Source organism: Bradyrhizobium ivorense (assembly GCF_900696085.1).
Classification (GTDB): Bacteria; Pseudomonadota; Alphaproteobacteria; order Rhizobiales; family Xanthobacteraceae; genus Bradyrhizobium; species Bradyrhizobium ivorense.
Window position 1 is genome coordinate 268,055 of sequence record NZ_CAADFC020000028.1, and the last position, 20,887, is coordinate 288,941.

At 64.7% G+C, this 20,887-nt stretch carries 24 protein-coding genes; 13 read left to right on the forward strand and 11 right to left on the reverse strand.

What is annotated here, in order from left to right; translation table 11 throughout:
• Positions 1 to 2: 2 nt before the first annotated feature.
• From CI41S_RS32425 to CI41S_RS32445, 5 genes are all read left to right on the forward strand, one after another.
• Complete coding sequence (locus CI41S_RS32425; RefSeq protein WP_139863157.1) at positions 3 to 761, forward strand: ABC transporter ATP-binding protein; 759 nt, start codon at positions 3 to 5, stop codon at positions 759 to 761.
• A complete protein-coding gene (locus CI41S_RS32430) occupies positions 758 to 1,474 on the forward strand; it encodes an ABC transporter ATP-binding protein (protein WP_139863158.1) in 717 nt (238 codons plus the stop codon). The genes CI41S_RS32425 and CI41S_RS32430 overlap by 4 nt, the downstream gene beginning before the upstream one ends.
• Positions 1,475 to 1,508: 34 nt before the next feature.
• Entirely contained in the window at positions 1,509 to 2,708 is a 1,200-nt protein-coding gene (locus tag CI41S_RS32435) for a CaiB/BaiF CoA transferase family protein (RefSeq protein WP_139863159.1), read from the forward strand.
• A 12-nt stretch (positions 2,709 to 2,720) separates the two neighbouring features.
• Complete coding sequence (locus CI41S_RS32440; RefSeq protein ID WP_172628273.1) at positions 2,721 to 3,494, forward strand: enoyl-CoA hydratase/isomerase family protein; 774 nt, start codon at positions 2,721 to 2,723, stop codon at positions 3,492 to 3,494.
• Positions 3,495 to 3,618: 124 nt separating this feature from the next.
• On the forward strand, positions 3,619 to 4,851 hold the full coding sequence (locus CI41S_RS32445) for an acetyl-CoA C-acetyltransferase (protein ID WP_139863161.1): 1,233 nt from the start codon (positions 3,619 to 3,621) through the stop codon (positions 4,849 to 4,851).
• Positions 4,852 to 4,853: 2 nt separating this feature from the next.
• On the opposite strand, the gene CI41S_RS32450 is transcribed toward CI41S_RS32445, so the two are convergent.
• From CI41S_RS32450 to CI41S_RS32460, 3 genes are read right to left on the reverse strand one after another with little or no spacing between them, the layout of a single operon-like run.
• On the reverse strand, positions 4,854 to 6,446 hold the full coding sequence (locus CI41S_RS32450; RefSeq protein WP_139863162.1) for an ATP-binding protein: 1,593 nt from the start codon (positions 6,444 to 6,446) through the stop codon (positions 4,854 to 4,856).
• On the reverse strand, positions 6,443 to 7,147 hold the full coding sequence (locus CI41S_RS32455; RefSeq protein WP_139863163.1) for a response regulator transcription factor: 705 nt from the start codon (positions 7,145 to 7,147) through the stop codon (positions 6,443 to 6,445). Before CI41S_RS32455 ends, CI41S_RS32450 begins: the two co-directional genes overlap by 4 nt.
• 27 nt (positions 7,148 to 7,174) lie before the next feature.
• Positions 7,175 to 8,668: a DUF4153 domain-containing protein gene (locus CI41S_RS32460; protein ID WP_347339278.1), complete on the reverse strand. Its 1,494-nt coding sequence runs from the start codon at positions 8,666 to 8,668 to the stop codon at positions 7,175 to 7,177.
• Positions 8,669 to 8,909: 241 nt separating this feature from the next.
• On the opposite strand from CI41S_RS32460, the gene CI41S_RS32465 reads away from it, so the two are divergent.
• Positions 8,910 to 10,214 (forward strand): glycoside hydrolase family 3 N-terminal domain-containing protein, encoded by a 1,305-nt coding sequence (locus tag CI41S_RS32465; protein WP_139863164.1) that lies wholly within the window; start codon positions 8,910 to 8,912, stop codon positions 10,212 to 10,214.
• Positions 10,215 to 10,224: 10 nt separating this feature from the next.
• On the opposite strand, the gene CI41S_RS32470 is transcribed toward CI41S_RS32465, so the two are convergent.
• The 3 genes from CI41S_RS32470 to CI41S_RS32480 all read right to left on the reverse strand — a co-directional run bounded on the left by CI41S_RS32470 (position 10,225) and on the right by CI41S_RS32480 (position 12,601).
• A complete protein-coding gene (locus CI41S_RS32470; protein ID WP_139863165.1) occupies positions 10,225 to 11,379 on the reverse strand; it encodes an OpgC domain-containing protein in 1,155 nt (384 codons plus the stop codon).
• A 172-nt stretch (positions 11,380 to 11,551) separates the two neighbouring features.
• Positions 11,552 to 11,827, reverse strand: coding sequence for a hypothetical protein (locus CI41S_RS32475; protein WP_139863166.1), 276 nt, complete (start codon positions 11,825 to 11,827; stop codon positions 11,552 to 11,554).
• 144 nt (positions 11,828 to 11,971) lie between these two features.
• Positions 11,972 to 12,601, reverse strand: a complete 630-nt coding sequence (locus CI41S_RS32480) for a LexA family transcriptional regulator (RefSeq protein ID WP_139484947.1) — start codon at positions 12,599 to 12,601, stop codon at positions 11,972 to 11,974.
• 128 nt (positions 12,602 to 12,729) lie between these two features.
• Here CI41S_RS32480 and CI41S_RS32485 point away from each other — a divergent pair, with 128 nt between their 5' ends.
• The 5 genes from CI41S_RS32485 (at position 12,730) to CI41S_RS32505 (ending at position 16,167) form a co-directional block, all read left to right on the forward strand.
• Positions 12,730 to 13,293 (forward strand): GcrA family cell cycle regulator, encoded by a 564-nt coding sequence (locus tag CI41S_RS32485; RefSeq protein ID WP_139863167.1) that lies wholly within the window; start codon positions 12,730 to 12,732, stop codon positions 13,291 to 13,293.
• A gap of 97 nt (positions 13,294 to 13,390) precedes the next feature.
• Positions 13,391 to 13,957 (forward strand): DUF6456 domain-containing protein, encoded by a 567-nt coding sequence (locus tag CI41S_RS32490; RefSeq protein WP_139485191.1) that lies wholly within the window; start codon positions 13,391 to 13,393, stop codon positions 13,955 to 13,957.
• Between the two features lie 206 nt (positions 13,958 to 14,163).
• Positions 14,164 to 14,586 carry a GFA family protein gene (locus tag CI41S_RS32495; protein ID WP_139484949.1) on the forward strand — a complete coding sequence of 141 codons (423 nt, stop codon included), beginning with the start codon at positions 14,164 to 14,166 and terminating at the stop codon, positions 14,584 to 14,586.
• A gap of 34 nt (positions 14,587 to 14,620) precedes the next feature.
• The gene (locus CI41S_RS32500; RefSeq protein WP_139863168.1) at positions 14,621 to 14,803 is read left to right on the forward strand and encodes a hypothetical protein; all 183 of its coding nucleotides are present in this window, start codon (positions 14,621 to 14,623) and stop codon (positions 14,801 to 14,803) included.
• 71 nt (positions 14,804 to 14,874) lie between these two features.
• Positions 14,875 to 16,167: a CaiB/BaiF CoA transferase family protein gene (locus CI41S_RS32505; RefSeq protein WP_139484951.1), complete on the forward strand. Its 1,293-nt coding sequence runs from the start codon at positions 14,875 to 14,877 to the stop codon at positions 16,165 to 16,167.
• 115 nt (positions 16,168 to 16,282) lie between these two features.
• Here CI41S_RS32505 and CI41S_RS32510 read toward each other — a convergent pair whose 3' ends face one another.
• Positions 16,283 to 16,468, reverse strand: a complete 186-nt coding sequence (locus CI41S_RS32510) for a hypothetical protein (protein ID WP_139484952.1) — start codon at positions 16,466 to 16,468, stop codon at positions 16,283 to 16,285.
• 25 nt (positions 16,469 to 16,493) lie between these two features.
• On the opposite strand from CI41S_RS32510, the gene CI41S_RS32515 reads away from it, so the two are divergent.
• Positions 16,494 to 16,676, forward strand: coding sequence for a hypothetical protein (locus CI41S_RS32515; RefSeq protein WP_139484953.1), 183 nt, complete (start codon positions 16,494 to 16,496; stop codon positions 16,674 to 16,676).
• Between the two features lie 23 nt (positions 16,677 to 16,699).
• Here the strand turns inward: CI41S_RS32515 and CI41S_RS32520 are convergent, their stop codons facing one another.
• From CI41S_RS32520 to CI41S_RS32535, 4 genes are all read right to left on the reverse strand, one after another.
• A complete protein-coding gene (locus CI41S_RS32520) occupies positions 16,700 to 17,020 on the reverse strand; it encodes a cupin domain-containing protein (RefSeq protein ID WP_139484954.1) in 321 nt (106 codons plus the stop codon).
• Positions 17,017 to 17,679, reverse strand: a complete 663-nt coding sequence (locus CI41S_RS32525) for a YqcI/YcgG family protein (RefSeq protein ID WP_229174019.1) — start codon at positions 17,677 to 17,679, stop codon at positions 17,017 to 17,019. Before CI41S_RS32525 ends, CI41S_RS32520 begins: the two co-directional genes overlap by 4 nt.
• A 119-nt stretch (positions 17,680 to 17,798) precedes the next feature.
• Positions 17,799 to 19,091, reverse strand: a complete 1,293-nt coding sequence (locus CI41S_RS32530) for an MFS transporter (protein ID WP_139863169.1) — start codon at positions 19,089 to 19,091, stop codon at positions 17,799 to 17,801.
• A complete protein-coding gene (locus tag CI41S_RS32535) occupies positions 19,091 to 19,804 on the reverse strand; it encodes a hypothetical protein (protein WP_139863170.1) in 714 nt (237 codons plus the stop codon). Before CI41S_RS32535 ends, CI41S_RS32530 begins: the two co-directional genes overlap by 1 nt.
• Positions 19,805 to 19,867: 63 nt before the next feature.
• Here CI41S_RS32535 and CI41S_RS32540 point away from each other — a divergent pair, with 63 nt between their 5' ends.
• On the forward strand, positions 19,868 to 20,884 hold the full coding sequence (locus CI41S_RS32540; RefSeq protein WP_139863171.1) for a GlxA family transcriptional regulator: 1,017 nt from the start codon (positions 19,868 to 19,870) through the stop codon (positions 20,882 to 20,884).
• Positions 20,885 to 20,887: the final 3 nt, after the last annotated feature.

Below are 20,887 nucleotides of genomic sequence, written 5' to 3' on the forward strand. Positions count from 1 at the left end.
CCATGCTGGAGATCCGCGGACTTTCGAAATCGTTTGGCGGCGTCAAGGCGACCGACGATGTCTCGCTCGACTTCGCCGACGGTTCGCTCACCGCCGTGATCGGTCCCAACGGCGCGGGCAAGAGCACGTTCTTCAATCTGATCACGGGCGCGTTGAAGCCGGACGCCGGCCAGATCCTGCTCAACGGCGCCGACCTGGCGGGCAAGACGCCGCCGGAGATCGTCCGCCACGGCATCGGCCGCGCCTTCCAGGTTGCAAGCATCTTCCCGTCGCTGACGGTGGAGGAGACGATGCTGGCCACGGTGTGCGCCGATCAGCGCCGCGCCGGTGTGATGCATCGCCGTTTTCCGCTGGCGGAAACGCGCGACCGCGCCGAGCATGCGATGGAACTGCTCGGGCTCGCCAATAAGCGCAACCGCACCGCCGCGACCTTGTCGCACGGCGACCAGAAACTGCTCGATATCGCGCTCGCGCTGGTGCTTGATCCCAAGGTGCTGCTGCTGGACGAGCCGACCGCCGGCATGGGCACCGAGGAGCGCTGGCGCATGATCGACAAGGTGCGCGAACTCTGGGAGACACAGAAGATCACGGTGGTGTTCATCGAGCACGACATGGACATCGTGTTCAAGATCGCGCCGAAGATCGTGGTGCTGTGCTACGGCCGGATCCTGGCCACCGGTACGCCGGACGCGATCCGCAAGAACGATGCCGTGATCGAGGCTTATCTCGGCAGCGAGGACCACGCGGGAGCGGTCGCATGAGCGCGCAGCCGGTGGTGCAGGTCGAGGATCTCGACGTCTACTACGGCACCAGCCAGATCCTGTTCGGTGTCGGCCTGTCGGTGCGGCAGGGCGAGACCATGGCGCTGCTCGGCCGCAACGGCGCCGGCAAATCGACGACCATGAAGGCCATCATGGGACTGGCGCCGGCGCGACGCGGCAAGGTGACCTTGCGCGGCCGGCAGGTGTCGGGGATGAAGCCGCACCACATCGCCCGCGCCGGGCTCGGCTTCGTGCCGGAGGACCGGCAGATCTTTCCCGAGCACACCGTCGAGGACAATCTCGTGATCGGCCAGAAGAAGGGGCCCGATGGCGAGGACGAGTGGTCGATCCGCCGGGTCTACGACGTGTTTCCGCTGCTGGAGCCGTTGCGCAACCGGATCGCCGGCCGGCTCTCCGGCGGCGAGCAGCAGATGCTGGCGATCGCCCGCACGCTGATGGGCAATCCGGCGCTGCTGCTGCTCGACGAGCCGAGCGAGGGGCTGGCGCCGATCATCGTGCAGCGCATCGGCGAGCTGCTGCGGCAGCTCCGCGGCACCGGCGCCACGGTCCTGATCGCCGAGCAGAACATGCATTTTTGCCTTGGCCTTGCGAGCCACGCGACGGTTATCGACAAGGGCCAGATCGTCTACACATCCTCCATCGAAGAGCTGAAGGCCAACGACAACATCCGGCAGCGCTACCTGGCGCTGTGAGTTCCGGAGGGCTCTTCGCAAGCCGGGAGGACCAATGGCGGGCAAACTGACGCCGACGCATGAGGCGCCGTATCGGGGCCTGAAGGTGCTCGATTTCGGGCAGGGGATCGCCTCGCCCTATTGCGCGATGCTGCTCGGGGTCTACGGTGCCGACGTCATCAAGGTCGAGCCGCCGGAGGGCGACTGGTCGCGCTACCTCGGCACCACCTACGGCAATCACACGACGCTGTCGGCGGTCTATAACCGCGGCAAGCGCAGCCTGTGTCTCGACATGAAGCACAAGGACGGAATTGCGATCGCGCAGCGGCTCGCGAGAGAAGCCGACGTGCTGATCGAAGGATTCCGGCCCGGCGTCGCCGAGCGACTCGGGCTCGGCTACGAGAGCCTGTCGCGCGACAATCCCGGCCTGGTTTATCTCTCCGTCAGCGGGTTTGGGCAGAGCGGGCCGTATGCGAAACGGCCGGGTTCGGATTCGGTCGCGCAGGCGTTTTCCGGACTGGTCTCCATCAATGTCGGCACCGATGGCGTGCCGCACCGGGTCGGCACCACGATCTCCGACGTCGTCACCGGCGTCTATGCGTTCCAGGCGATTGCCACGACGCTGTTTGCGCGTGCGACGGTCGGCACCGGCCGCTGGATCGACGTCAATCTCTGCCAGTCGACAGCGGCGCTGCTCGGCCACAAGGTGGCGGAGTTCATTCTCGAGGGCGGCGCGCCGCGCGCGCTCAACGTGCCGGCCGGCACCTACCAGACGCAGGACGGCTGGATGATGGTGACGCTGGTGAACGAGCCGCAGTACAAGCGCCTCTGCGCTGCGATCGGGCGCGAGGATCTCGCCAGCGATCCGCGCTTCGCCGACTTCGCCCGGCGGGCCGATGCCGCCGACGCGCTGATCCCGCAGCTGCGCGAGGTGTTTTTGGCCCAGCCGACCGAGGCCTGGCTGGCGCGGCTGTATGCCGCCGATATCATCGCCGAGCGGATCCTCGATCCCGGCGAATGGCTGCGCAACGTCCATGTCGAAGAGACCAAGGCATCGGTGTGCCAGGATACGCCAGGTGTCGGTGCGGTCTACACGCCGCGGACGCCCGGGATCGCGAGCTTGTCGGAGGATCGGCTGTGTCCCGCGCCGGATGTTGGGCAGGATAGCCGTGCGGTGCTGGCCGAAGCCGGATTTGGCGCGGCGGAGATCGACGACCTGTTGCAATCCGGCGCGGTGCGGCAAGCCAAGGAATAGCGGGAGAACATCATGACGGACCTCGTTCGTTACTCGATTGCCGACCAGATTGCGGAGATCGTGCTGGACCGCGCGCCGGTCAATGCGCTCAGCATCCCCTTGATCGATGCGCTGCTGGCGGCGCTGGCCAAAGCGCGCGACGATGCGGCGGTGCGCGCCGTCATCATCCACAGCGCCCACAAGGTGTTTTGCGCCGGCCTCGACCTCGATATCATCAGGGGCAAGCCCGCGATCGAGGTCAAGGGGTTTCTCGAGCGGCTCTACTTCGCGCTGAACGACACCCAGTATCGGATGGGCAAGCCGACCATCGCGGCGGTCGACGGCGCGGTGCGCGCCGGCGGCATGACGATCGCGATCTCCTGCGACATGATCATCGCGGGCGACGGCGCGACCTTCGGCTATCCCGAGATCGATGTCGGCCTGATCCCGGCGATCCACTTCGTGCAGTTGCCACGGCTGGTCGGGAGGCACCAGGCATTCGGCCCGTTATTCCTCGGCGAGCCGTTCGACGCCGCCTCCGCTTTTCGCATGGGCCTGCTCAGCGAAGTCGTGCCGAAGGGCACCGCGCTCGATCGCGCCCGGGAGATCGCGCGAAAGCTGGCGGCGAAATCGCCGGTCGTGATGAAGATCGGCCGCGACGCTTTCATGCGCGCGGTCGACGCCGATTTCCGCCGCTCGGTCGAGAACGCCGCCGAGAGTTTTGTGGTGGTCGCCTCGACGGAAGACTGCCAGGAAGGGCTGAATGCGTTCGTCGAGAAGCGAACGCCCAACTACAAGGGACGCTAGATGGCCGGATTGTATTTCGGCGTATACGCGGGGGCATGCCGTTGCAGGGCGGTCGCCGCGAATTGACAATGCGCTCGGTTCGGCGGCAAATGCCTCAAACCAAAAGTGACGAGAGGAAACCACCATGGCTGACGCGCTGATTATCGATGCATGCAGGACGCCGCGCGGCATCGGCAAGGCCGGCAAGGGCGCGCTCGCCGGCATCCATCCGCAGCAACTCGGCGCTACCGTGCTGCGGGCGCTGGCGGATCGAACCGGCATCAACACCGCCGATGTCGACGACATCATCTGGGGAACAAGCTCGCAGCGCGGCCCGCAGAGCGGCGATCTCGGCCGGATGTCGGCGCTGGATGCCGGCTATGACGTGCGCGCCTCGGGCGTCACGCTCGATCGGTTCTGCGGCTCCGGCATCACCAGCGTCAACATGGCCGCCAATGCCATCATGGCAGGCTCCGAGGACCTCATGATCGCCGGCGGCACGGAAATGATGTCGATGGATGGCCGCCGCGGCGAGGGGCCGTTCATGATGGACAATGGCAATTTGCGCCTGCGCGCCCGCCACCCGCAATCCCACCAGGGCGTCTGCGCCGATGCCATCGCGACCATGGAGGGGATTTCTCGCGAAGATGTCGACGCGCTCGGCTACGAGAGCCAGAAGCGCGCGGCCGCGGCGATTGCCGGCGGCCATTTCGACAAGAGCCTGGTTGCGGTCCACCGCGAGGACGGCACCTTGGCGCTCGACCGCGAGGAGTATCCGCGGCCGCAGACGACGCTCGAAGGTCTTGCCGCGCTGAAGCCGGCCTTCCCCGCCGTTGCCGACTACGCGCTTGACGACAAGGGCACGACCTACCGGAAGCTGATCCTGGACAAGTATCCCGATCTCGACATCAACTTTGTCCACCACGCGGGAAATTCCTCGGGCGTGGTCGATGGCTCGGCGGCGATCCTGCTGGCGTCGCCGGACTACGCGCGCAAGCACGGGCTGAAGCCGCGCGCCCGCGTGGTTGCGACCGCCAATATGGGGGACTCGCCAACCTTGATGCTTAATGCGCCGGTCCCGGCGACGCGCAAGGTGCTCGCCAAGGCCGGGCTGACGCTCGACGACATCGATCTGTTCGAGATCAACGAGGCCTTTGCGGTGGTCGCCGAGAAATACATCCGCGACCTCAAGCTCGATCGCGACAAGGTCAACGTCAATGGCGGCTCGATCGCGCTCGGCCACCCGATCGGCGCCACCGGTTCGATACTGATCGGGACGGTGCTGGACGAGCTCGAACGCCGCGACCTCAAGCGCGGCTTGGTCACGATGTGCGCGGCTGGCGGCATGGCGCCGGCGATCATCATCGAGCGCGTCTGAAGTTAGACAGCGGGGAACTCCAGCTCGAAGGCGACGCCCCGGCTGGACGGCAGGAGACGGATCGAGCCGCCATGGGACACCATGACGGCTTGCGCGATCGCCAATCCCATTCCGGTGCCGCCGGAATCGCGGCGGGTGGTGAAGAAGGCGTCGAAGATCTTGTCGCGATTGGCGTCCGAGATCGGATCGCCGTCGTTGCTGACCGTCATGCGGATCGCGGATGCTTCGGCGGTCGCTTCGATCTGCAGGTGCGTTGCGTTGTGACGGAAGGCGTTGTCGGCGAGGTGGGCCAGCACAATCAGCGCCTTTTCGCCGGACATTCCGATCGAGCGCTCGAGGCACCCGCCGGCGGTGATTGTTCGGGCCGCAAAGCGGCTCTTCAAATCGTCGATGACGGGAGCGAGCTGCGTCTGCTCGTTCTGCGGGGCGCTTTCCGCGCGGGCCAGCTCGCGCAGCCGCTGGCTCATGGCGTCCAGCCGCTCGACGTCGCCGAGGATGTTCGAGATGAAGTTCTTCTGCTCGGTCCGCGTCAGCGCATCCGATTTGCTCTGCAGCGAGTCCTGCAGCAGCTCGGCCGCCCCCTTGATCGAGGTCAGTGGCGATTTCAGCTCATGCGTGAGGTGCGCGGAGAACGTCGCGATATAGTCGGAGCGGCGCGAGAGCTGGTGGGCCATGTCGAAAAAGCTGTCGGAGAGCTGGGCGAGCTCGCGGGTGCCGTAATGCTTCAGCGCCCGAAACGCGTCGCGATCGCCGCGGCCGATGCGCACGGCGCGATCGACCAACTCGCGCATCGGTCGCGTGACCGTGCGCGAGAACACCAGGCCGATCGCGATCGTCGCCAGCACCACGGCCAGGGCGGCGAGCAGGAACTTGCCGCGTTCCTGATAGAGATGATCGAAGATGTTGCTCGGCGTCCGCGAGGTGTAGATCACGCCGGCGACGCGGTCGTTGACGATGACGGGCATCGCCGAGAACACGTGGACCCCGACGCCGCGGCTGATCGAATAGATCGGTGGCGGCGGCTTGTCGGGCATGCGGATGCGCAGCGCGGCGCTGTACTGGCCGCGCAGCGCGGTCGCGACTTCCTCGATATGGGCGAGCGACTGTCCGACCTCCTGGCGTCCGGCGATCACCACGCCCTGCGGGTCGAGAATCCGGAAGCCCGCCAGCGTCACCTTCTGGGTCTCGCGGATGATCGGCGTCAACCGCGCGCCGATCTCGACATAGGCCGGATCCGCCGGCCTTGCGGCCGGCAACGCATCGGGCCGCCGCCGCAGCAGATCGTTGCCGGCGAGATCGAGCGCGGGCCGGATCGGCGTCAACCGGTCCCCGGGGTCGGGCAGCGCCTCCGGCGGCAGCGTCGCGCCAAGCGGGATTGCATTGCCGAGCCGCGCCTGCACCTCCTGCGCATAGATCGCGGCCAGCACGCGGCTCTGCGCAATCAGCTCGGCCTGCGTCTGGTGGATCAGCTGGTTGTCGTAGAGGCGGAAGAAGAACAACCCCATCAGCGGCAGCACCGCGACCAGCGCCAGCACGGTGAAAATGACCAGGCTGAGCGAGGGGCGCCACTTCTGGCGGGCGCGAAACGACGTCATGCCTGCGGCTCGCACCGGCCGAGCTTGAAGCCGACGCCATGCACGGTCTCGATGACGTTGTCGCACTTCACGGCGGCAAGCTTGGCGCGGATGTTGCGGATATGGCTGTCGATGGTGCGGTCGGAGACCTGGATGTTGAGCTGGTAGGCCGCGCTCATGATCTGCTCGCGGTTGAACACCGAAGTCGGCCGGGTCAGGAAGGCGCGCAGGATTCCGAACTCGATGGCGGTGAGGCGAAGCGCTGCGCCTGCGAAGGTCGCGACATGCTGCTCGGGATCCACCGAGAGATGCCCCCGGGACAGCACGCTCGCATCCGGCTTCGCCGCGGCGGCGCGCGGCGTCAGCCGCCGCAGGATGACATTGACCCGCGCGACCAGCTCGCGCGGGCTGAACGGCTTGGTCACGTAGTCGTCGCCGCCGATCTCGAGCCCGAGGACGCGGTCGATCTCCTCATCGCGGGCGGACAGGAACAGGATCGGCACGTCGGACGATTTGCGGATCTCGCGGCAGACGTCGAGGCCGTCGAATTCCGGCATGCCGATATCGAGCACGATCAGGTCCGGCCGGTCGCCGGCAAAGCGGACTAGCGCCTCCTTGCCGTCGCGCGCCTCGGTCACGCTCATGCCGGCCTTCTTGAGGGCGACGCGGATCACCTCGCGGATATGCGGGTCGTCGTCGACAACGAGGATGCGGTGGGTCAATTGGGCTCTCCGGATCCGGCGTCCTGGCTAGCTCGCGGCGGTGGCTTTCTCGCGCTCGTCTAGCAGGCGCTGCAGCCGCCAGCCGCGAAAGCCCCAGCTGCGCCAAGCGGCCATCTGCCGGTGTTGCTGTTCTACAAGGCAATTACGGCGGGAGACAAGGACCGGGTTGGCGTAGCGGAGCTGGAAAGCCCTGTCGATGGCAGGCAGGGCCTGCGGGCCGAGCTGGAGAAGGTAGTCCATGTCGAGATTGACCCCCTTGCCGGACGCCTCACGGCTGTGGCTGACATTGTAGTCGGCGATGATGGCGGCGAGGTTGATCAGGGCGCAGGCGTAGACCACGAATGTCAACGCAAGCAGGTTGGCCTGGATCAGCCATTGGTTCGAGCGCCGCAGCACGATGCGGGCGAGGATCAGGACCAGGCCGACCGCGACGAGCAGCATCCAGACGAAGGCGGCGATGCGCCAGTAGGTGAGGAGGTAGACCTGGACGTAGGCGTCGAGCCGGAGCATCGAGGAGATCACCAGCAGCACGTTCTGTCCGACCCAGAGGTAGACCAGGGGACGTATCACCCGTGAGTGCTCGGCGGGACCGCCCGGCCGCATCGCGACCAGGACGAAGGCTGCAGCCAACAGCGCCGTGACGATCAGGGGATAGGCGCCGCGATGTGCATAGGCGGCATAGGTGATGTCGGCGGGCAGTGCGGCGTTGCCCCAGAGATAGATCGCGTCGAGGATGGTTTGGATCGCAAACAGCAGGTTGAACAGGATCAGCGAGCGCAGGATGGTGCCGGCGCCGAGAAAATCCATCGCGTTGACAGGCTCAATCGTATCGCTTGCGGGAAATTCGATGGTGTCGGCCATCGTCAGAAAGCCGCGACGCCACCCGACCTGGATGAAGGGCCAGACCGCCGCCAGCGCCGCGATCCAGAACAGCGTGCGGCTTACGCTGAGATAGGACGCCGGGTTGCCGGGGTTGAGCTGGCTGATCCACTTCTCCAGCAGCGGATTGGCCGCCACGAACAGAGCAACGAAGAGGCTGCCGAGCAGCAATGGGACGAGCCACAGGGCAAATCCCCTGGTGACTGCCGGCAGGTTGAACGCGCTGACGACATCGCGGAAAAATCTGAATGGACCGGTCAGGAACAAATCGAGCAGGGACGCCGCCCCCTCGGCGAGACCGTCGAGATAAGGATTGGTGGTCAGCGCCAGCGCAATGCCGAGCGCCAGAACGGCGATGGTCAGCGAGATGGCATTGACCTCCTCCACGGCGGGCAGCAGCCCCGCCACGACGATCAGTCCAGCCAGCAGCAGCCGACGGTGATCGAGCTGTCCGAAATTGGCCGCCAGCGCTGCGCCGGTCAGCGCAATCGCGAAAATCACGACGGAGATTCCAAGCTGCTGGCCGAAGAACAGCCAGTCGGCCAGTGCAGCTAGCGCCAGTGTCGCTGCGCCCTTGGCCGGCGGAAGGCCGGGGGCAATCGGTTGGGTCTCGGTCTGCGGCGGCGCAAGGCTTGTCATCATGACCTCTCAATTGAAGCGATGTCTGAGTGCAGCGCACGCCGGCTCGTCCGCGCCATGCGAACGTGCTCCGGCCTGCCCCTGTCGAACTTTCGACCGTGCGCGTGCAAGCCGTGAGAATGCGATCAGCAGGAGTTCAGGATTCTTCCGCAGATTGTGTGCAGAGGCGGCTTCCCCGCTCGCGCCAACAAGTTTGCTCTGCTACGGACGATGCCGGTCGCTCTCTTCCATCGCGCGTGGTCCCATGCAAATCGTCAAGCGCATTGGCGTCGTCCTGCTCTGGATCGCCGGGCCTGTGTTCGTCTTCGCCGGCATCAACAACAACGATCCCTATCTCGTCCCGCTGCGCGGGGCGGGTAATTGTCTGCTGGTGGCCGCAAGTGCGGCCGCGGTACTGATGCTGCTTCGCCGCGACTTCTTGAGCCGGCGCGGATGGAGCGGCAGGCTGCTGATTGTGTTGTGGTGTCTGCCGCTGCTCGGAATCACCGTCTCGCGTGCGACGCTCGTGCTGCGCGAGCGCAGCATTCTTGAGGCCGAGCCGGCGCTGGCGCGCACGCTCGGGCAGCATTTCATCGTGGGCTATTCATCGTTCGACGAGGTGGCGCGTCTCGCCGAGCGCGGGTTGATCGCAGGCGTCTATGTCACGCGGCACAATCTCGCCGGCCGAACGGCCGACGAATTGAAGGCGGAGATCGCGGCGCTGCAGGACAAGCGGCGGGCTACGGGTCTGCCGCCGCTGGTCGTCGCCGCGGATCAGGAAGGGGGGATCGTCTCCCATTTGGCGCTGCCACTCACGAGGCTGCCGGCGCTGGCGTCGCTGGCCGAATTGAGCGAGGACCAGCAGAAGGCGAAGGCCGAGGAGTTCGGACGCATTCACGGGCAGGAATTGGCGTCGCTCGGCATCAATGTCAATTTCGCGCCGGTGCTCGACCTGCGGCCGGAGGCAAAACGCAACCGGCTCGATTTCAACACGCTGATCAGCCAGCGTGCGATCTCGGATGATCCCGCCAAGGTCGGCACGATCGCGAGCGCCTATATTCGCGGCCTCGAATCCGCAGGCATCGGTGCAACCGTGAAGCATTTTCCCGGGCTCGGCCGCGTGCGGGCCGACACGCATCATTTCCGCGCCGACCTCGATACGCCGGTGGACGAACTCGAGGCGACCGACTGGCGCCCGTTCCGTGACGTGCTGTCGACGACCAACGCGCGGCTGATGGTCGGGCATGTCGCGGTCAGCGCGCTCGATCCAGGGCGGCCTGCGTCGCATTCAAAGGCGGTGATCGATGGACTTATCCGGAAGCGGTGGAATTACCAGGGCATCGTGATGACCGATGATCTGGTGATGGGAGCGATCTATCAGCACAACGTCTGCACCGCGGTCGTGGAGGCGCTGAACGCCGGCGTCGATCTGCTGCTGGTCGCTTACGACGGATTGCAGTTCTACCGCCTGTTTGCCTGCGCCTCCGACGCAGCGGAGCGCAATGCGCTCGATATCGCCATGCTGCGCGCGAGCGAGACGCGGCTGAGGCGAGCGCGGATGGTTGACTAGGCTATTTGCTTCACGATCGGGCTCCGACCGCCGATTTGTAGTCCTGATGCCGCGACCACGAGACGTAGTAGGCCACTCCCGTCATCGCGGCGAGGCCGGCGACGCTGACTGCAATCTGCATCGCCAGCGAGTTCGGTCCGGTGATCAGGATAAAATGCGCCGCAAAGGACAGGAACACGCCGGCGCAGAACACCGCCAGCCACTCCTCGCCGCACTTCACGATCGGCTGCAAGGCGTGAGCCCGCAGATGCGCCCAGTCGCGGGGGACCAGCAAGGTGAACAGGAATGTCAGCGCCAGGAAATGCAGGATGCGGTGCGGCGCGATGTCCTCTCTGTCGTCCGGTAGGAACGTATCGATCAGTGCGGTCGGCATCATTTTGCCGAGCGCCGGGATATTGCCGCTGGCGACGACGGTCACCGCGAACAGCAGGTACAACAGCGCCGCGGCGCGCAGGGCAGGGATCGCCTGCAGGGCGCGGATCACATGGGCATACCGCTTGCCGAGCAGCGCGCACCAGCCGCCCATTACGAACAGCAGCTGCCAGCAGAACGGGTTGAAGTACCAGCGGCCGTCCGGATACGATGCCAGGTTCCAGTCGAACACGCGGGCGGCGACGTAGAGCGTCACCGCGGCGGCCAGCGTCGCGTTCGGCACATACAGCAGCCCGAGCAGGACGACGGGCTGGACGGCCATCAAGACAATGAAGAGTTGCAGGACATCGAGATTGAGCGGTTTGGCCTGCAGGAACAGGCCATAGATCAGCGTCCGGATCGGGTGGTCGATGAAGCCGGTAATGTTGAACTCGCTGATGATCTCCGGCGCCGCGGTCCGCGTCGCGACGTAGCTGATCAACTCGACATAGATCACGAACAGCACGATATAGGCCGCATACAGCTGCCACACGCGCTTGAAGATGCGGGTTGCCGCCACTACATAGCCCCGCTCCAACGACATCCTGGCGGAGATCAGCACCGCGGCGTAGCCGCCGACGAACACGAACAGGTCGGTCGCGCCGCTAAAGCCGAAGTTGTGCAAGGTCAGTGCACTGACTGCGTTGTGCGGAATGTGGTCCAGGAACAGAAACCAGTTGGCGATGCCTAGCAGCAGCGCAATCCTGAGATCGCTATTGGCCGCCGGGACCTCGGCGCATGTTGTCGGATTCATTTCAAAGCAGAATTTTACCGGTCCGCGAATCGAGGCCCGAATCTAGTGCGAGACCACGCCGGGTCCGAATAGACTTTGCGTGAGCAATATCTAGTTTGCTTCCAGTTCGGGCCAAGTGGCCGAAGCTGCGAAATATCACATTTTCGAAATCAGCGCGTGAGCGACCGCGAACTCACACCGGCTCATGCTTGCGCAGGTCACGGGCGTGATCGAAGGTGTTGGCTTGCAGGTCCGCGCCGGTCAAGCCGAGCTCGGGCAGGGCGGCTTCGGCCAAAACATCCTCCGTGATGTCCTCGACCGAGGACTCCGCGATCTCATGGATGAAGCTGATGTTGGCGTATTCCCCGGATGCGACCCGGGCGACCACCTCGCGCCGCGTCAGCTCGGGGTCGACGATCGCCTCACGGCCGCGGCGGCCGTAATCGATCATGACGACGAAGTACTGCATGCTCGAAAAATCGTGCCCTGACTGTCAGCCGGCATTATTTCCGAGAATCGGAATGAAGTCAAGTATTATTTCTGATAATGAGAATGTGGCCGAGATCGCGATGATCTCGGCCGGTGGAATCGACTGATGACCCGCTGCGCGAGGCTATTTTTCCGAGGCCTGGCCCTTGCCGGCCTTGCGGCCCTTCGACGCCGTCTTGCCCCGCAGCCGCTGGATCTGGCCGCGCGGCAGGGTGACGCAGATCTCGCCGACCCATTCGAGCTTCACGCCGTTGATCGGCTTGGCGTTGAAGCTCGTCAGGTTGACCACGCCCGGAGATTTGCCGCGCTCGATCGTCTTCAGATACCGCTCGCCGCTCTTCAACCGGACTGCGGCTTCCTCGCCGTAGAAGCTCGAGAGCGGATGGCGCTGCTCGCGATAGACCACGATCACGTCGCCGTTCTCGTATTTCGGCAGCATCGAATCACCCGATACCTCGAAGGCGATGGTCTCCTCCCAGATCGGGAATGGGAGTTCGACCTCGCCGATGCCTTCGGGCGGCACCTGCTCGTGCTCCGGCTCGATCGAGGCGCCGGCGCCGACCCGGCCCATGACCGGCACCGTGCTCAGCTCGAGATATTCGACGATGGCGTCGATCTCGGAGGCCTTGATCAGCCGGATTCCCGAGAGGATCTCGGACACCGCCCCCGCCCGCACGCCCATCGCCTTGGCAAGCCCGCCCTTGGACTTGCCGGTCCGTTCCAATGCCCGCTCAATCAGTGTCGCATCCAGCATGAATCACCTCTCCTGAACCCCGCATATCCATACCGTTCCGATAATCGGAAAACAAGCTTGACTTTTTTTTCCGAATATCGGAAGTTAGGCGCGGCGCCGGCGGAATGACAGGAAATGGGAATTTTGGAATGGAATCGACAAACTGGCCGCCGGAACATTCGGCGGCGTTACGGGAGTTGCGCGTCCGCGGCATGTCATATGGGATGATTGCCGCCACCATCAACGCAAGGTTCAACACCGCCTATACGCGAAGCGCGGCGTTGAGCCGGGGGCAGCGCATGGGGTTGGGCTGCTTCGACCGGCCCGAGCCGTCCCTGCCGGCTCTCCCCGACCGACCCGAATCACCCATTCCGGCGCTGCGCCCGAGTATCGATCGGACACGGGAGGTTCGTCCAGACGCACGAATTGAGGTGCTCCGCTGGCCGAAATTCTTCTTTGGAAAGACGGATTTACCCGAGCTTCGCTGCGCCGGCGTCTCGCCGCGCCACCTTTCCCTCGTCGAACTCGGACCCCGCGACTGCCGGTATCCATACGGGGGCGACGGCGAGAATGAGCCGATCACCTTTTGCGGTCATCGGCGCCGGCCGGGGTCGAGCTACTGCGCGCCGCATTTCCGTCTGAGCCGCAACCCCGAGCTGTCGGCGAAGCCGGTCTTGAGCGCCGGCTGGCTTCAGGCCGTCGGGGCGGACTGACGCGCTTCACCTCCTGACCATGGGACTTTGGCCCGCGGTCGCAACCGCGCGCGGAGGGATCCGCGCGCCCAATCATCAGACATTACGGAGATCACCAATGCCGCGAAGCAGACGCCGGAAGCCGCACGATCCGGCCGGGGCGCACGACCGCCGTTCCCAGGATCTGCCCTACAACGCCGAGATGGCGACCGTCGAGGTCGACGATCCCCTCGCGCTGGAGCCGGGCGAGAAGATCATTGCGCTTCGTTCGGTCCGCAACGATCCGCTCGGCCGCCTGCATGCGCACCGTCAGATCGACGATTCGCAATATCGGGGCGGCCGTGCCTTCCAGGGCGACTGGGAAAAGGCCGAGCGCGGCCCGCGCGCGGTGGATACCACGCGCGAATATGTCGACGGGGGCCTGCAACGCGAGCCGATCACCGAGGGACAGCGTGAGGCGGCCCTTCGGTTGAATCGCGCCGAGCATGAGCTCGGCGCCGACGGTTCGATGCTGGTGCACGAGGTCCTGATCCTCGGCATGACCATGGAGCAGGTGGGGGAGCGGCGCGGATTGCGAACCCAGCGCTGGCAGGACTATTTCTCCCGTCGTCTTAGGGAATGCCTCGACCGGCTGGCCCTGATCTACGGCTTTGCCACGCCGCATCGGGCTGCTGTGAAGGCGTAACGATGCTGACGTTGAACTGATGTGGGTGCCCGTCGCCGCGCGGATATTTTCGCGCGGCGGCAGGCACAGATTCGGGACGAGCACTGTGCCGGTGCTCACACTTCCGATCACAATTCCGTGGCGAGTTTCTCCTTCTGCCCGGCAATGCGGACAGGCTATGATGCCAACGCAAGAAACCAATCAAATCATTCAGGGAGAACCGACTTATGAAGCATACTGGAAGCTGCTTTTGCGGCGCCGTCGAACTGCAGGTCACCGGCGAGCCGGCAGCGATGGGCTACTGCCACTGCCGCTCCTGCCGATCCTGGTCCGGCGGTCCGGTGAATGCGTTCAGCCTCTGGAAGCCCGAGGCCGTCGAGGTCACAAAGGGGGCCGGCAATATCGGGACCTTCGAGAAGACCGCGATGAGCCAGCGCCAATATTGCACTAAGTGCGGCGGTCATCTGATGACCAACCATCCGACGCTCGGGCTTGTCGACGTGTTCTCCGCGACGATTCCGACGCTCAAATTCGCTCCCGGCGTCCACGTCAATTATGCCGAGGCCGTGCTGCCGATCCGCGACGGGTTGCCGAAGCTGAAGGATTTTCCCGCCGAGTTCGGCGGCTCCGGCGAGATGATGGCCGAGTAGCTGTTTGGCGTGCGAACGGCATGGCGCAGGCGCCATGCCGTTCGCGATGTTTCTGCCGCGGTCCGACGTCCGCGAGCCGGAATTGGCTGGCTTCCTTTGTCGTGCGTCACGCGACGGTGACGGCGCGCTTTCCGGCATCCTGGCCGCGACAGCCATGTCAGATGACGATCCCGCCCTGCAAAATCCGGAATTGGTCTTGGTGAGGGGCTTCCGCTAAAAGGCGGTTGCAGCACCTCCACTGGCGATTTGCCGAATTTCGCCTGACAAAACAAGCAGAGGAAACGCCCGATCATGACCCGACCAGAACTGCCGGAGCGCGCGTCGCGCGGAGAGGGGATCCCGACGGCGCTCGATGGCCTGCTGGTCGTCGACTTTACCCGCGTCGTGGCCGGCCCCGCCTGCACGCAGACGCTGGCGGATTTCGGCGCCAACGTCATCAAGATCGAGAATCCGGACGGCGGAGACGACACGCGCGCTTACGAGCATGCCGAGATCGGCGGCGAGAGCGCCGCCTATCTCAGCCTCAACCGCAACAAGCGCGGCATTGCGCTCGACTTCAACAACCCTGCCGCACTCGAGGTGGCGCGCGAGTTGATCGCGAAGGCCGATGTCGTGGTCGAGAATTTTTCCGGCGGCGTGATGAAGAAGTTCGGCCTCGACTATGCGTCGGTGGCGCCGAGCAACCCGCGGCTGATCTATTGCTCGATCTCGGCCTATGGCCGCAAGGGCGATTTCGCGCTGCGGCCCGGTTTCGATCCGATCACGCAGGCCGAAAGCGGCTTCATGTCGCTCAATGGCTTCCCGGACGGCGAGCCGGTGCGCACCGGTCCGCCGATCGTCGACATGGCGACCGGCATGTCGGCCTGCAACGCCATTCTGCTGGCGCTGATTGCGCGCGATCGGCTTGGCCGCGGCCAGCAGGTCGAGGTCGCCTTGATTGACAGTGCGGTATCGATGACCGGCTTTTACGGCATGGCCTATCTGATCAACGGCAACAATCCCGGCCGCTTCGGCAACTCGCCGAACGGTTCGCCGACCGTCGGGGTCTACCGGGCGTCCGATGGGCCGCTCTATATGGCTTGCGCCAATGACCGCCTCTACCGGCGGCTGGTGACCGAGGTGCTGGAGCGTCCCGATCTCGTCACCGATCCCGAGTTCGCGCATCGCAAGGCACGAACCGCCAACAGGGAGAAGCTGCGCGCCATCATCGCCAGCGTGTTCGCAAGCGACACGCTGGAGCACTGGATGGCGAAGATGAAGAAGGCCAACATTCCGGTCGGCTATCTGCGCACGGTCGAGGAGGGGTTCAATGCGCCCGAGGTGCGCGACCGGCAGCGCCTGAGCCGGATTCCCCATCCGACCGCCGGCTCGGTGCCGAACATCGAGTCCCCGGTCACCATGAGCCTAACGCCGACGGTCGATCCTGTCGCCGCTCCGCTGCTTGGTCAGCACACCAGCGACGTGCTGCGCACGACGCTCGGCTATGACGACCGGCGCGTTGCCGCACTGGCCGAGGCGGGAGCCTTCGGCAAGGCAGGCAACACCGGGCTAGCTGCGCAAAGGGTGCTCCCCGAAAGCTAGGTCATCTGACCGTCGACGAGCATAAGGCCGTTCGCCCCTATCCGGTGCGGACGTTGCCGACTGCCCGGCGCCTGGTTGACGGCGCCGGCGACCGGAATAGGCCCGTTTCGGGACCTCAGTTCGGCTTGCTGCGCAGGTTGTTCCTTGGCATACTTTCAACTTCTTCGGGCTCCGCCCGGTCAATTTCGAGGCGTGCCATCCGAAGAATTAGAGTTGCGGTCGTCAGGCCAAGACGCTCGGCCTCTTGAGCTGCGGTCTCGACCTTCTGGGCCAAACCGTCACGTTTACCTGGATATGCCATTCGTGATCCTCACTTACGGTGCGAGATGAAAAATCCCACTTATGTTGCAGAGCTACAGAAGAAGCTCGGAGCTCCATCGAGTGAAACATTGGAAAGCCTGCGACTGTTGAAGGCCTTCCTTCGGCTTGCGCCCGACCAGCGTTCCGAGGTCATCGAGCTGGTCGAACGTTTGGCGGCTCAGCCGCCGGGCGATCCCTCATTGTCCTGAGGGCTTCATGTTGTCCTCAAATCTCAATTGCTGATTGGCTTGGCCGGCGGCTGCGTCGCGATCACGTAGATTGCGCCGCCGTCGAGGGCTTCCGATTGATGACGCGTACCGGCGGGCAACAGGATGGTGTCGCCGGCGCCGACGATCTGCTCCCCGCCATCCCAGGTGAAATTCAGCCGGCCGCTGATGATCATCAGGATTTCATCGACCGGGTGGGTGTGGAAGGCATGCACCTTGCCGGCCGCATCGTGCTGCAGCTCCACCGAGCCCTGCGCCGGAAGCAGGTTCAGGATCTCCGCATCGATGGCGAACTTGGTCTTTGTGCCTGCGATGATCTGGGTCATGCTGCCTGCTCCTTGTCTGCGATCGGCGGCGTCTTGTTCTGCGCGAGCTTGGCAAACGGGCAGCCGGTGCTCGCGTTGTTGTCGTCGTGCAAGAAGTACTGCTGATACTCGCGCCCGTCGGCCGCGCCATAGCGGCCGAGCAGCGGCGAGGGGCTCGCGCTGTCATACGGGACCAGCCGCTTGCGCACCTCGGCGAATGCGGCGTTTGCCGCCTTCTCGGTCCCGAGAATCTTTTCGAACACCCAGCGCGGCTGGAAGGTGAGCATGAAGGCGCTGGAGCGGCGGCTCTGGCGCATGACATGCGCGGGCGTGGTGCACACCACGAAGATCGGCTCGCCGGCGAACGAGAACTCCCACATCGGATGGTCGATCTGTTCCGGAATCTCGCTAGGCCACGGGCTCTTGTCGAGGCGAGCGAGCTGGTCGAGCGTCAGCCACATCTTGCGATAATAGGCGTCGAGCGTCTGCACGGGACGCGGTCGCGTGAACACGATCAACGAGGTATTGGGACCGAACGAGCGGGACTGCGCGACATACTGCGCGAGCTGTTCGCCCAGCACTGCGACGTCGTACGGATCAAGGAACAGATAGCGCAACTGGTCCTGGCGGTGTCCGGTCACCCCGAACACGCAGGGGAACGGTCTCGCCTCGCTGCTCATTTGCGCTTCAAACTCGGAAAACATCACACTTTGCCAGCTGCTTACTGGAAAGTTCGAGGCAACTTCGCCTTTTTTCAAAAACAAGCGCTCCATAACACCCCCTTCACTCACAACTAGACTCAACGAGCTATCAACTTGCTCCTCATCAGTAGCGGACCGGCAATACCGGGCAGCGACATGAGCAGCAGAATGGCAATCAAGGCGGCGTAACCGGCATCGCCGATCGCCGCGCTGTTGTGCACGGCGTCGGTTCCGGAGACCTGGCTGGCGGCGAGCATCGCAAAGCCGATGATCGGCTGCGCGATGCCGGCGAAGATGCCGGCGGCGGTGGTGTTCACCGAAGCGCCGACACCAATGAGGTCGGCGGTGTAGAGCTTCTTGACGCATTTCAGCACCAGCGGGACGGTGCCGCCGGCGACGAGGCCCAGCGCAGTGAACACGACGGTGACGTAGACGAAACCAAATGTGCGCGCGACCGCCGGCAGCAGCATGGCGATCAGCAGCATGCGCAGCAGGCAGATGCGGATCAGGGCACGATCGAGGTTGCCCGCGGCCCGATCGGCGGCGTGTCCCAGGAAGATCGAACCGAGCGCGTTGCCGATCATAAAGGCGAGCAGCGGCGTGCCCGCAGCGGTCGGGGAGATGTGGAAGAAATGTGCGACCATCGGAATGCCCCAGACGCCCGACAGCGTCGTGACGACCGCGAAGTGCGAGGCAAACGTCATTGCGCAGCCCCAGTTCGCAACATGGGCCAGCGATTGCCGCGCGGCGATGACGACGCCCTTCAACGTCTTGTTGCTGTGCGAGATCGGATCCGGCTTGAGCGCAACCTTGGCGAAGGCAAGATTGACCAGGCCGACGCAGGCGATGAACAGGAAGCAGGCCCGCCAGCCGAAGCCGGAGACCGCAGCCGCCAGCGGCGTGGTCGCGATCACGCCGCCGACATAGCCGGAGACCTGCGAAATGCCCGACATCATTCCGAAGCGTTCGTCGGCAAAGCTTTGCGCGACGAGCTTGAGCAGCGCGGTGAACACCAGCGCATCGCCGCAGGCGACGATCAGGCGCGCGGCAAACACGTCGAGCAGATTGGGCGCCAGCGCGAACGCCGCGCTGCCGAGCGACGAGGCGACCATGCTGACCAGCACGACCCGCTTGACGCCGAACCGGTCGACCAGCAGGCCCGCCGGGATCTGCATCAGCGTGTAGCCCCAGAAGTAGCTGGAAGCGAGCATCGCAACACCGGCCGCGTCGGTGTTGAAGTCGAGCATGAAGCCCTGGGTGATCGATTGCGGCGACACGCGCTGCAGGAATGCGATGGCATAGGCGATCGCCACCGCGGACCAGGCCAGATAGGCGCGATCGGTCAGGCGCGACGTCGGGGTAAATACGGCCTGTTGTCCGAGCATCGACATCACACCCTCGCGTAACCGACCGAGAAGAGGGCGTCCGCAGAATCCGGGATCTTGCGCGACATCGCGGCATCGACCAGCGATGCGGTGCCGTGATAGGCCTGCCGATGATGCTTAATGTGGCCGTAGGCGCCGCGCATGATCATGTCCGGCACTTCAAGCGGCTTGCCCGGATAAAGCGATCTGCACATCTCGACACACGCCGCCTGTAATGCGGGATCCTGTGCGTCGTCGAGCAGCGACGGCGTGACCTTTTCGCAAATCTTGGCGTTGGCGGCCCAAACGATCGGATTGCGGGTCCGCCAACCGTAGAGCACAGAGCCCTCGGTCCTGTCAGTGGCGCCCGAACGCTTGAGAACTTCTGTGGTGAAGAAACCGTAAAGACCGCGACCCTGGTGGACCGGCAATACCTCGGTGCCGCTGCGGTAGATCCCGAGCCCGGCCGACATCTGCAGGACGCGGTAGACGGAGAAGGCCACGAGGCCCGAGCCGTCATAGACCAGGATGAGGCTGTATTTCGGCTCGAACGGTGAGGAGGACGCAGTCCAGTGCGGCTCGGTGGCCTGCCAGTTGATGGCAATGATGCCGTTCATGGCATCCATCAGCGGCTGCCGGTCGCAGGCTTCGATCTGCGAGGCGTCTGGGAAACTGTAGATCGCGTAATCCGACCAAGGCGATTTGATCGCCTCATATCGGCCACCCAGATTTCGCGACATCGCAGAACTCCAGCCTTCCATCGCGAGCTATACAGGGGGGCCTCGAATGGCTTAAAGGACAATATGCCCTCGAAACCTGCCAAACCCCGGCCGGAGCCGCCCGACAGGACATCCACGCGGCTAATCGCGATGGTCGCGTTCCCCGGCGTGACCCTGCTCGACATCTCGGGGCCGGCGCAGGTGTTTGCGGAACTGGACGCGATCGAGCTGCCCGGACCGGACTATTCGCTGTCCTATCTCTCGCCCGCCGGGGGGCTGGTGCCGACCGATGTCGGCATGATGATCGACACCACACCGATCGAAAGTGTCGCACCGGGCGAGATCGACACGCTGGTGATCCCCGGCGGTCCGGGCATCTGGAAGATCCGCAGCGACGCCAAAATGATGAACTGGATTACCGAGGCGCTGCCGAAGGCACGCCGGGTCGCCTCGGTCTGCCTCGGGGCGTTCGCGCTGGCTTGGACCGGCATCCTGGACGGCAAGCGTGCTGCGACGCACTGGCGCTATTGTCCGAGGCTGCAGGACAATTTCCCCAAGATCCGCGTCGAGCCGAATGCGATTTTCGTCAAGGACGGGCGGGTGTGGTCGTCGGCCGGCGTCAGCGCCGGCATCGACCTCGCGCTCGCGATGATCGAGGAGGATTTCGGCCATACCATCGCACTCGACGTTGCGCGCAGGCTGGTGGTGTTCCTGAAGCGGCCGGGCGGCCAGAGCCAATTTTCAACGGTCCTTGCAGCCCAGGCATCGGACGTCGAGGGACGCTTCAGTGCGCTGCACGCCTGGATCATCGAGAACATCGCCAGCGATCTCAAGGTCGAGACGCTGGCGGAGAAAGCCGGGATGACGCCGCGGACATTCGCGCGAACCTACGTCAGCCGCACCGGCATGACGCCGGCGAGCGGCGTCGAGGCGCTGCGTGTCGAGACGGCGCGCCTGCTGCTCGAGAGCCGCCAGATCGGCGGCGTGGTCGAGGTCGCCAAGCGCGCAGGGTTTGGCGATGACGAGCGCATGCGCCGGGCCTTCCTGCGCCACCTCGGCGTATCTCCGACCGAGTACCGAAACCGGTTTTCCGGCAGCTAGCTC

What these genes read in the sequence shown, in the direction of transcription:
- CI41S_RS32425 (WP_139863157.1), top strand. Translation starts at nt 3, where the DNA reads ATGCTGGAGATCCGCGGACTTTCGAAATCGTTTGGCGGCGTCAAGGCG.
- CI41S_RS32430 (WP_139863158.1), top strand. Translation starts at nt 758, where the DNA reads ATGAGCGCGCAGCCGGTGGTGCAGGTCGAGGATCTCGACGTCTACTAC.
- CI41S_RS32435 (WP_139863159.1), top strand. Translation starts at nt 1,509, where the DNA reads ATGGCGGGCAAACTGACGCCGACGCATGAGGCGCCGTATCGGGGCCTG.
- CI41S_RS32440 (WP_172628273.1), top strand. Translation starts at nt 2,721, where the DNA reads ATGACGGACCTCGTTCGTTACTCGATTGCCGACCAGATTGCGGAGATC.
- CI41S_RS32445 (WP_139863161.1), top strand. Translation starts at nt 3,619, where the DNA reads ATGGCTGACGCGCTGATTATCGATGCATGCAGGACGCCGCGCGGCATC.
- CI41S_RS32450 (WP_139863162.1), bottom strand. Translation starts at nt 6,446, where the DNA reads ATGACGTCGTTTCGCGCCCGCCAGAAGTGGCGCCCCTCGCTCAGCCTG.
- CI41S_RS32460 (WP_347339278.1), bottom strand. Translation starts at nt 8,668, where the DNA reads ATGATGACAAGCCTTGCGCCGCCGCAGACCGAGACCCAACCGATTGCC.
- CI41S_RS32465 (WP_139863164.1), top strand. Translation starts at nt 8,910, where the DNA reads ATGCAAATCGTCAAGCGCATTGGCGTCGTCCTGCTCTGGATCGCCGGG.
- CI41S_RS32470 (WP_139863165.1), bottom strand. Translation starts at nt 11,379, where the DNA reads ATGAATCCGACAACATGCGCCGAGGTCCCGGCGGCCAATAGCGATCTC.
- CI41S_RS32475 (WP_139863166.1), bottom strand. Translation starts at nt 11,827, where the DNA reads ATGCAGTACTTCGTCGTCATGATCGATTACGGCCGCCGCGGCCGTGAG.
- CI41S_RS32480 (WP_139484947.1), bottom strand. Translation starts at nt 12,601, where the DNA reads ATGCTGGATGCGACACTGATTGAGCGGGCATTGGAACGGACCGGCAAG.
- CI41S_RS32485 (WP_139863167.1), top strand. Translation starts at nt 12,730, where the DNA reads ATGGAATCGACAAACTGGCCGCCGGAACATTCGGCGGCGTTACGGGAG.
- CI41S_RS32490 (WP_139485191.1), top strand. Translation starts at nt 13,391, where the DNA reads ATGCCGCGAAGCAGACGCCGGAAGCCGCACGATCCGGCCGGGGCGCAC.
- CI41S_RS32495 (WP_139484949.1), top strand. Translation starts at nt 14,164, where the DNA reads ATGAAGCATACTGGAAGCTGCTTTTGCGGCGCCGTCGAACTGCAGGTC.
- CI41S_RS32500 (WP_139863168.1), top strand. Translation starts at nt 14,621, where the DNA reads ATGCCGTTCGCGATGTTTCTGCCGCGGTCCGACGTCCGCGAGCCGGAA.
- CI41S_RS32510 (WP_139484952.1), bottom strand. Translation starts at nt 16,468, where the DNA reads ATGGCATATCCAGGTAAACGTGACGGTTTGGCCCAGAAGGTCGAGACC.
- CI41S_RS32515 (WP_139484953.1), top strand. Translation starts at nt 16,494, where the DNA reads ATGAAAAATCCCACTTATGTTGCAGAGCTACAGAAGAAGCTCGGAGCT.
- CI41S_RS32520 (WP_139484954.1), bottom strand. Translation starts at nt 17,020, where the DNA reads ATGACCCAGATCATCGCAGGCACAAAGACCAAGTTCGCCATCGATGCG.
- CI41S_RS32525 (WP_229174019.1), bottom strand. Translation starts at nt 17,679, where the DNA reads ATGAGCAGCGAGGCGAGACCGTTCCCCTGCGTGTTCGGGGTGACCGGA.
- CI41S_RS32530 (WP_139863169.1), bottom strand. Translation starts at nt 19,091, where the DNA reads ATGTCGATGCTCGGACAACAGGCCGTATTTACCCCGACGTCGCGCCTG.
- CI41S_RS32535 (WP_139863170.1), bottom strand. Translation starts at nt 19,804, where the DNA reads ATGTCGCGAAATCTGGGTGGCCGATATGAGGCGATCAAATCGCCTTGG.
- CI41S_RS32540 (WP_139863171.1), top strand. Translation starts at nt 19,868, where the DNA reads ATGCCCTCGAAACCTGCCAAACCCCGGCCGGAGCCGCCCGACAGGACA.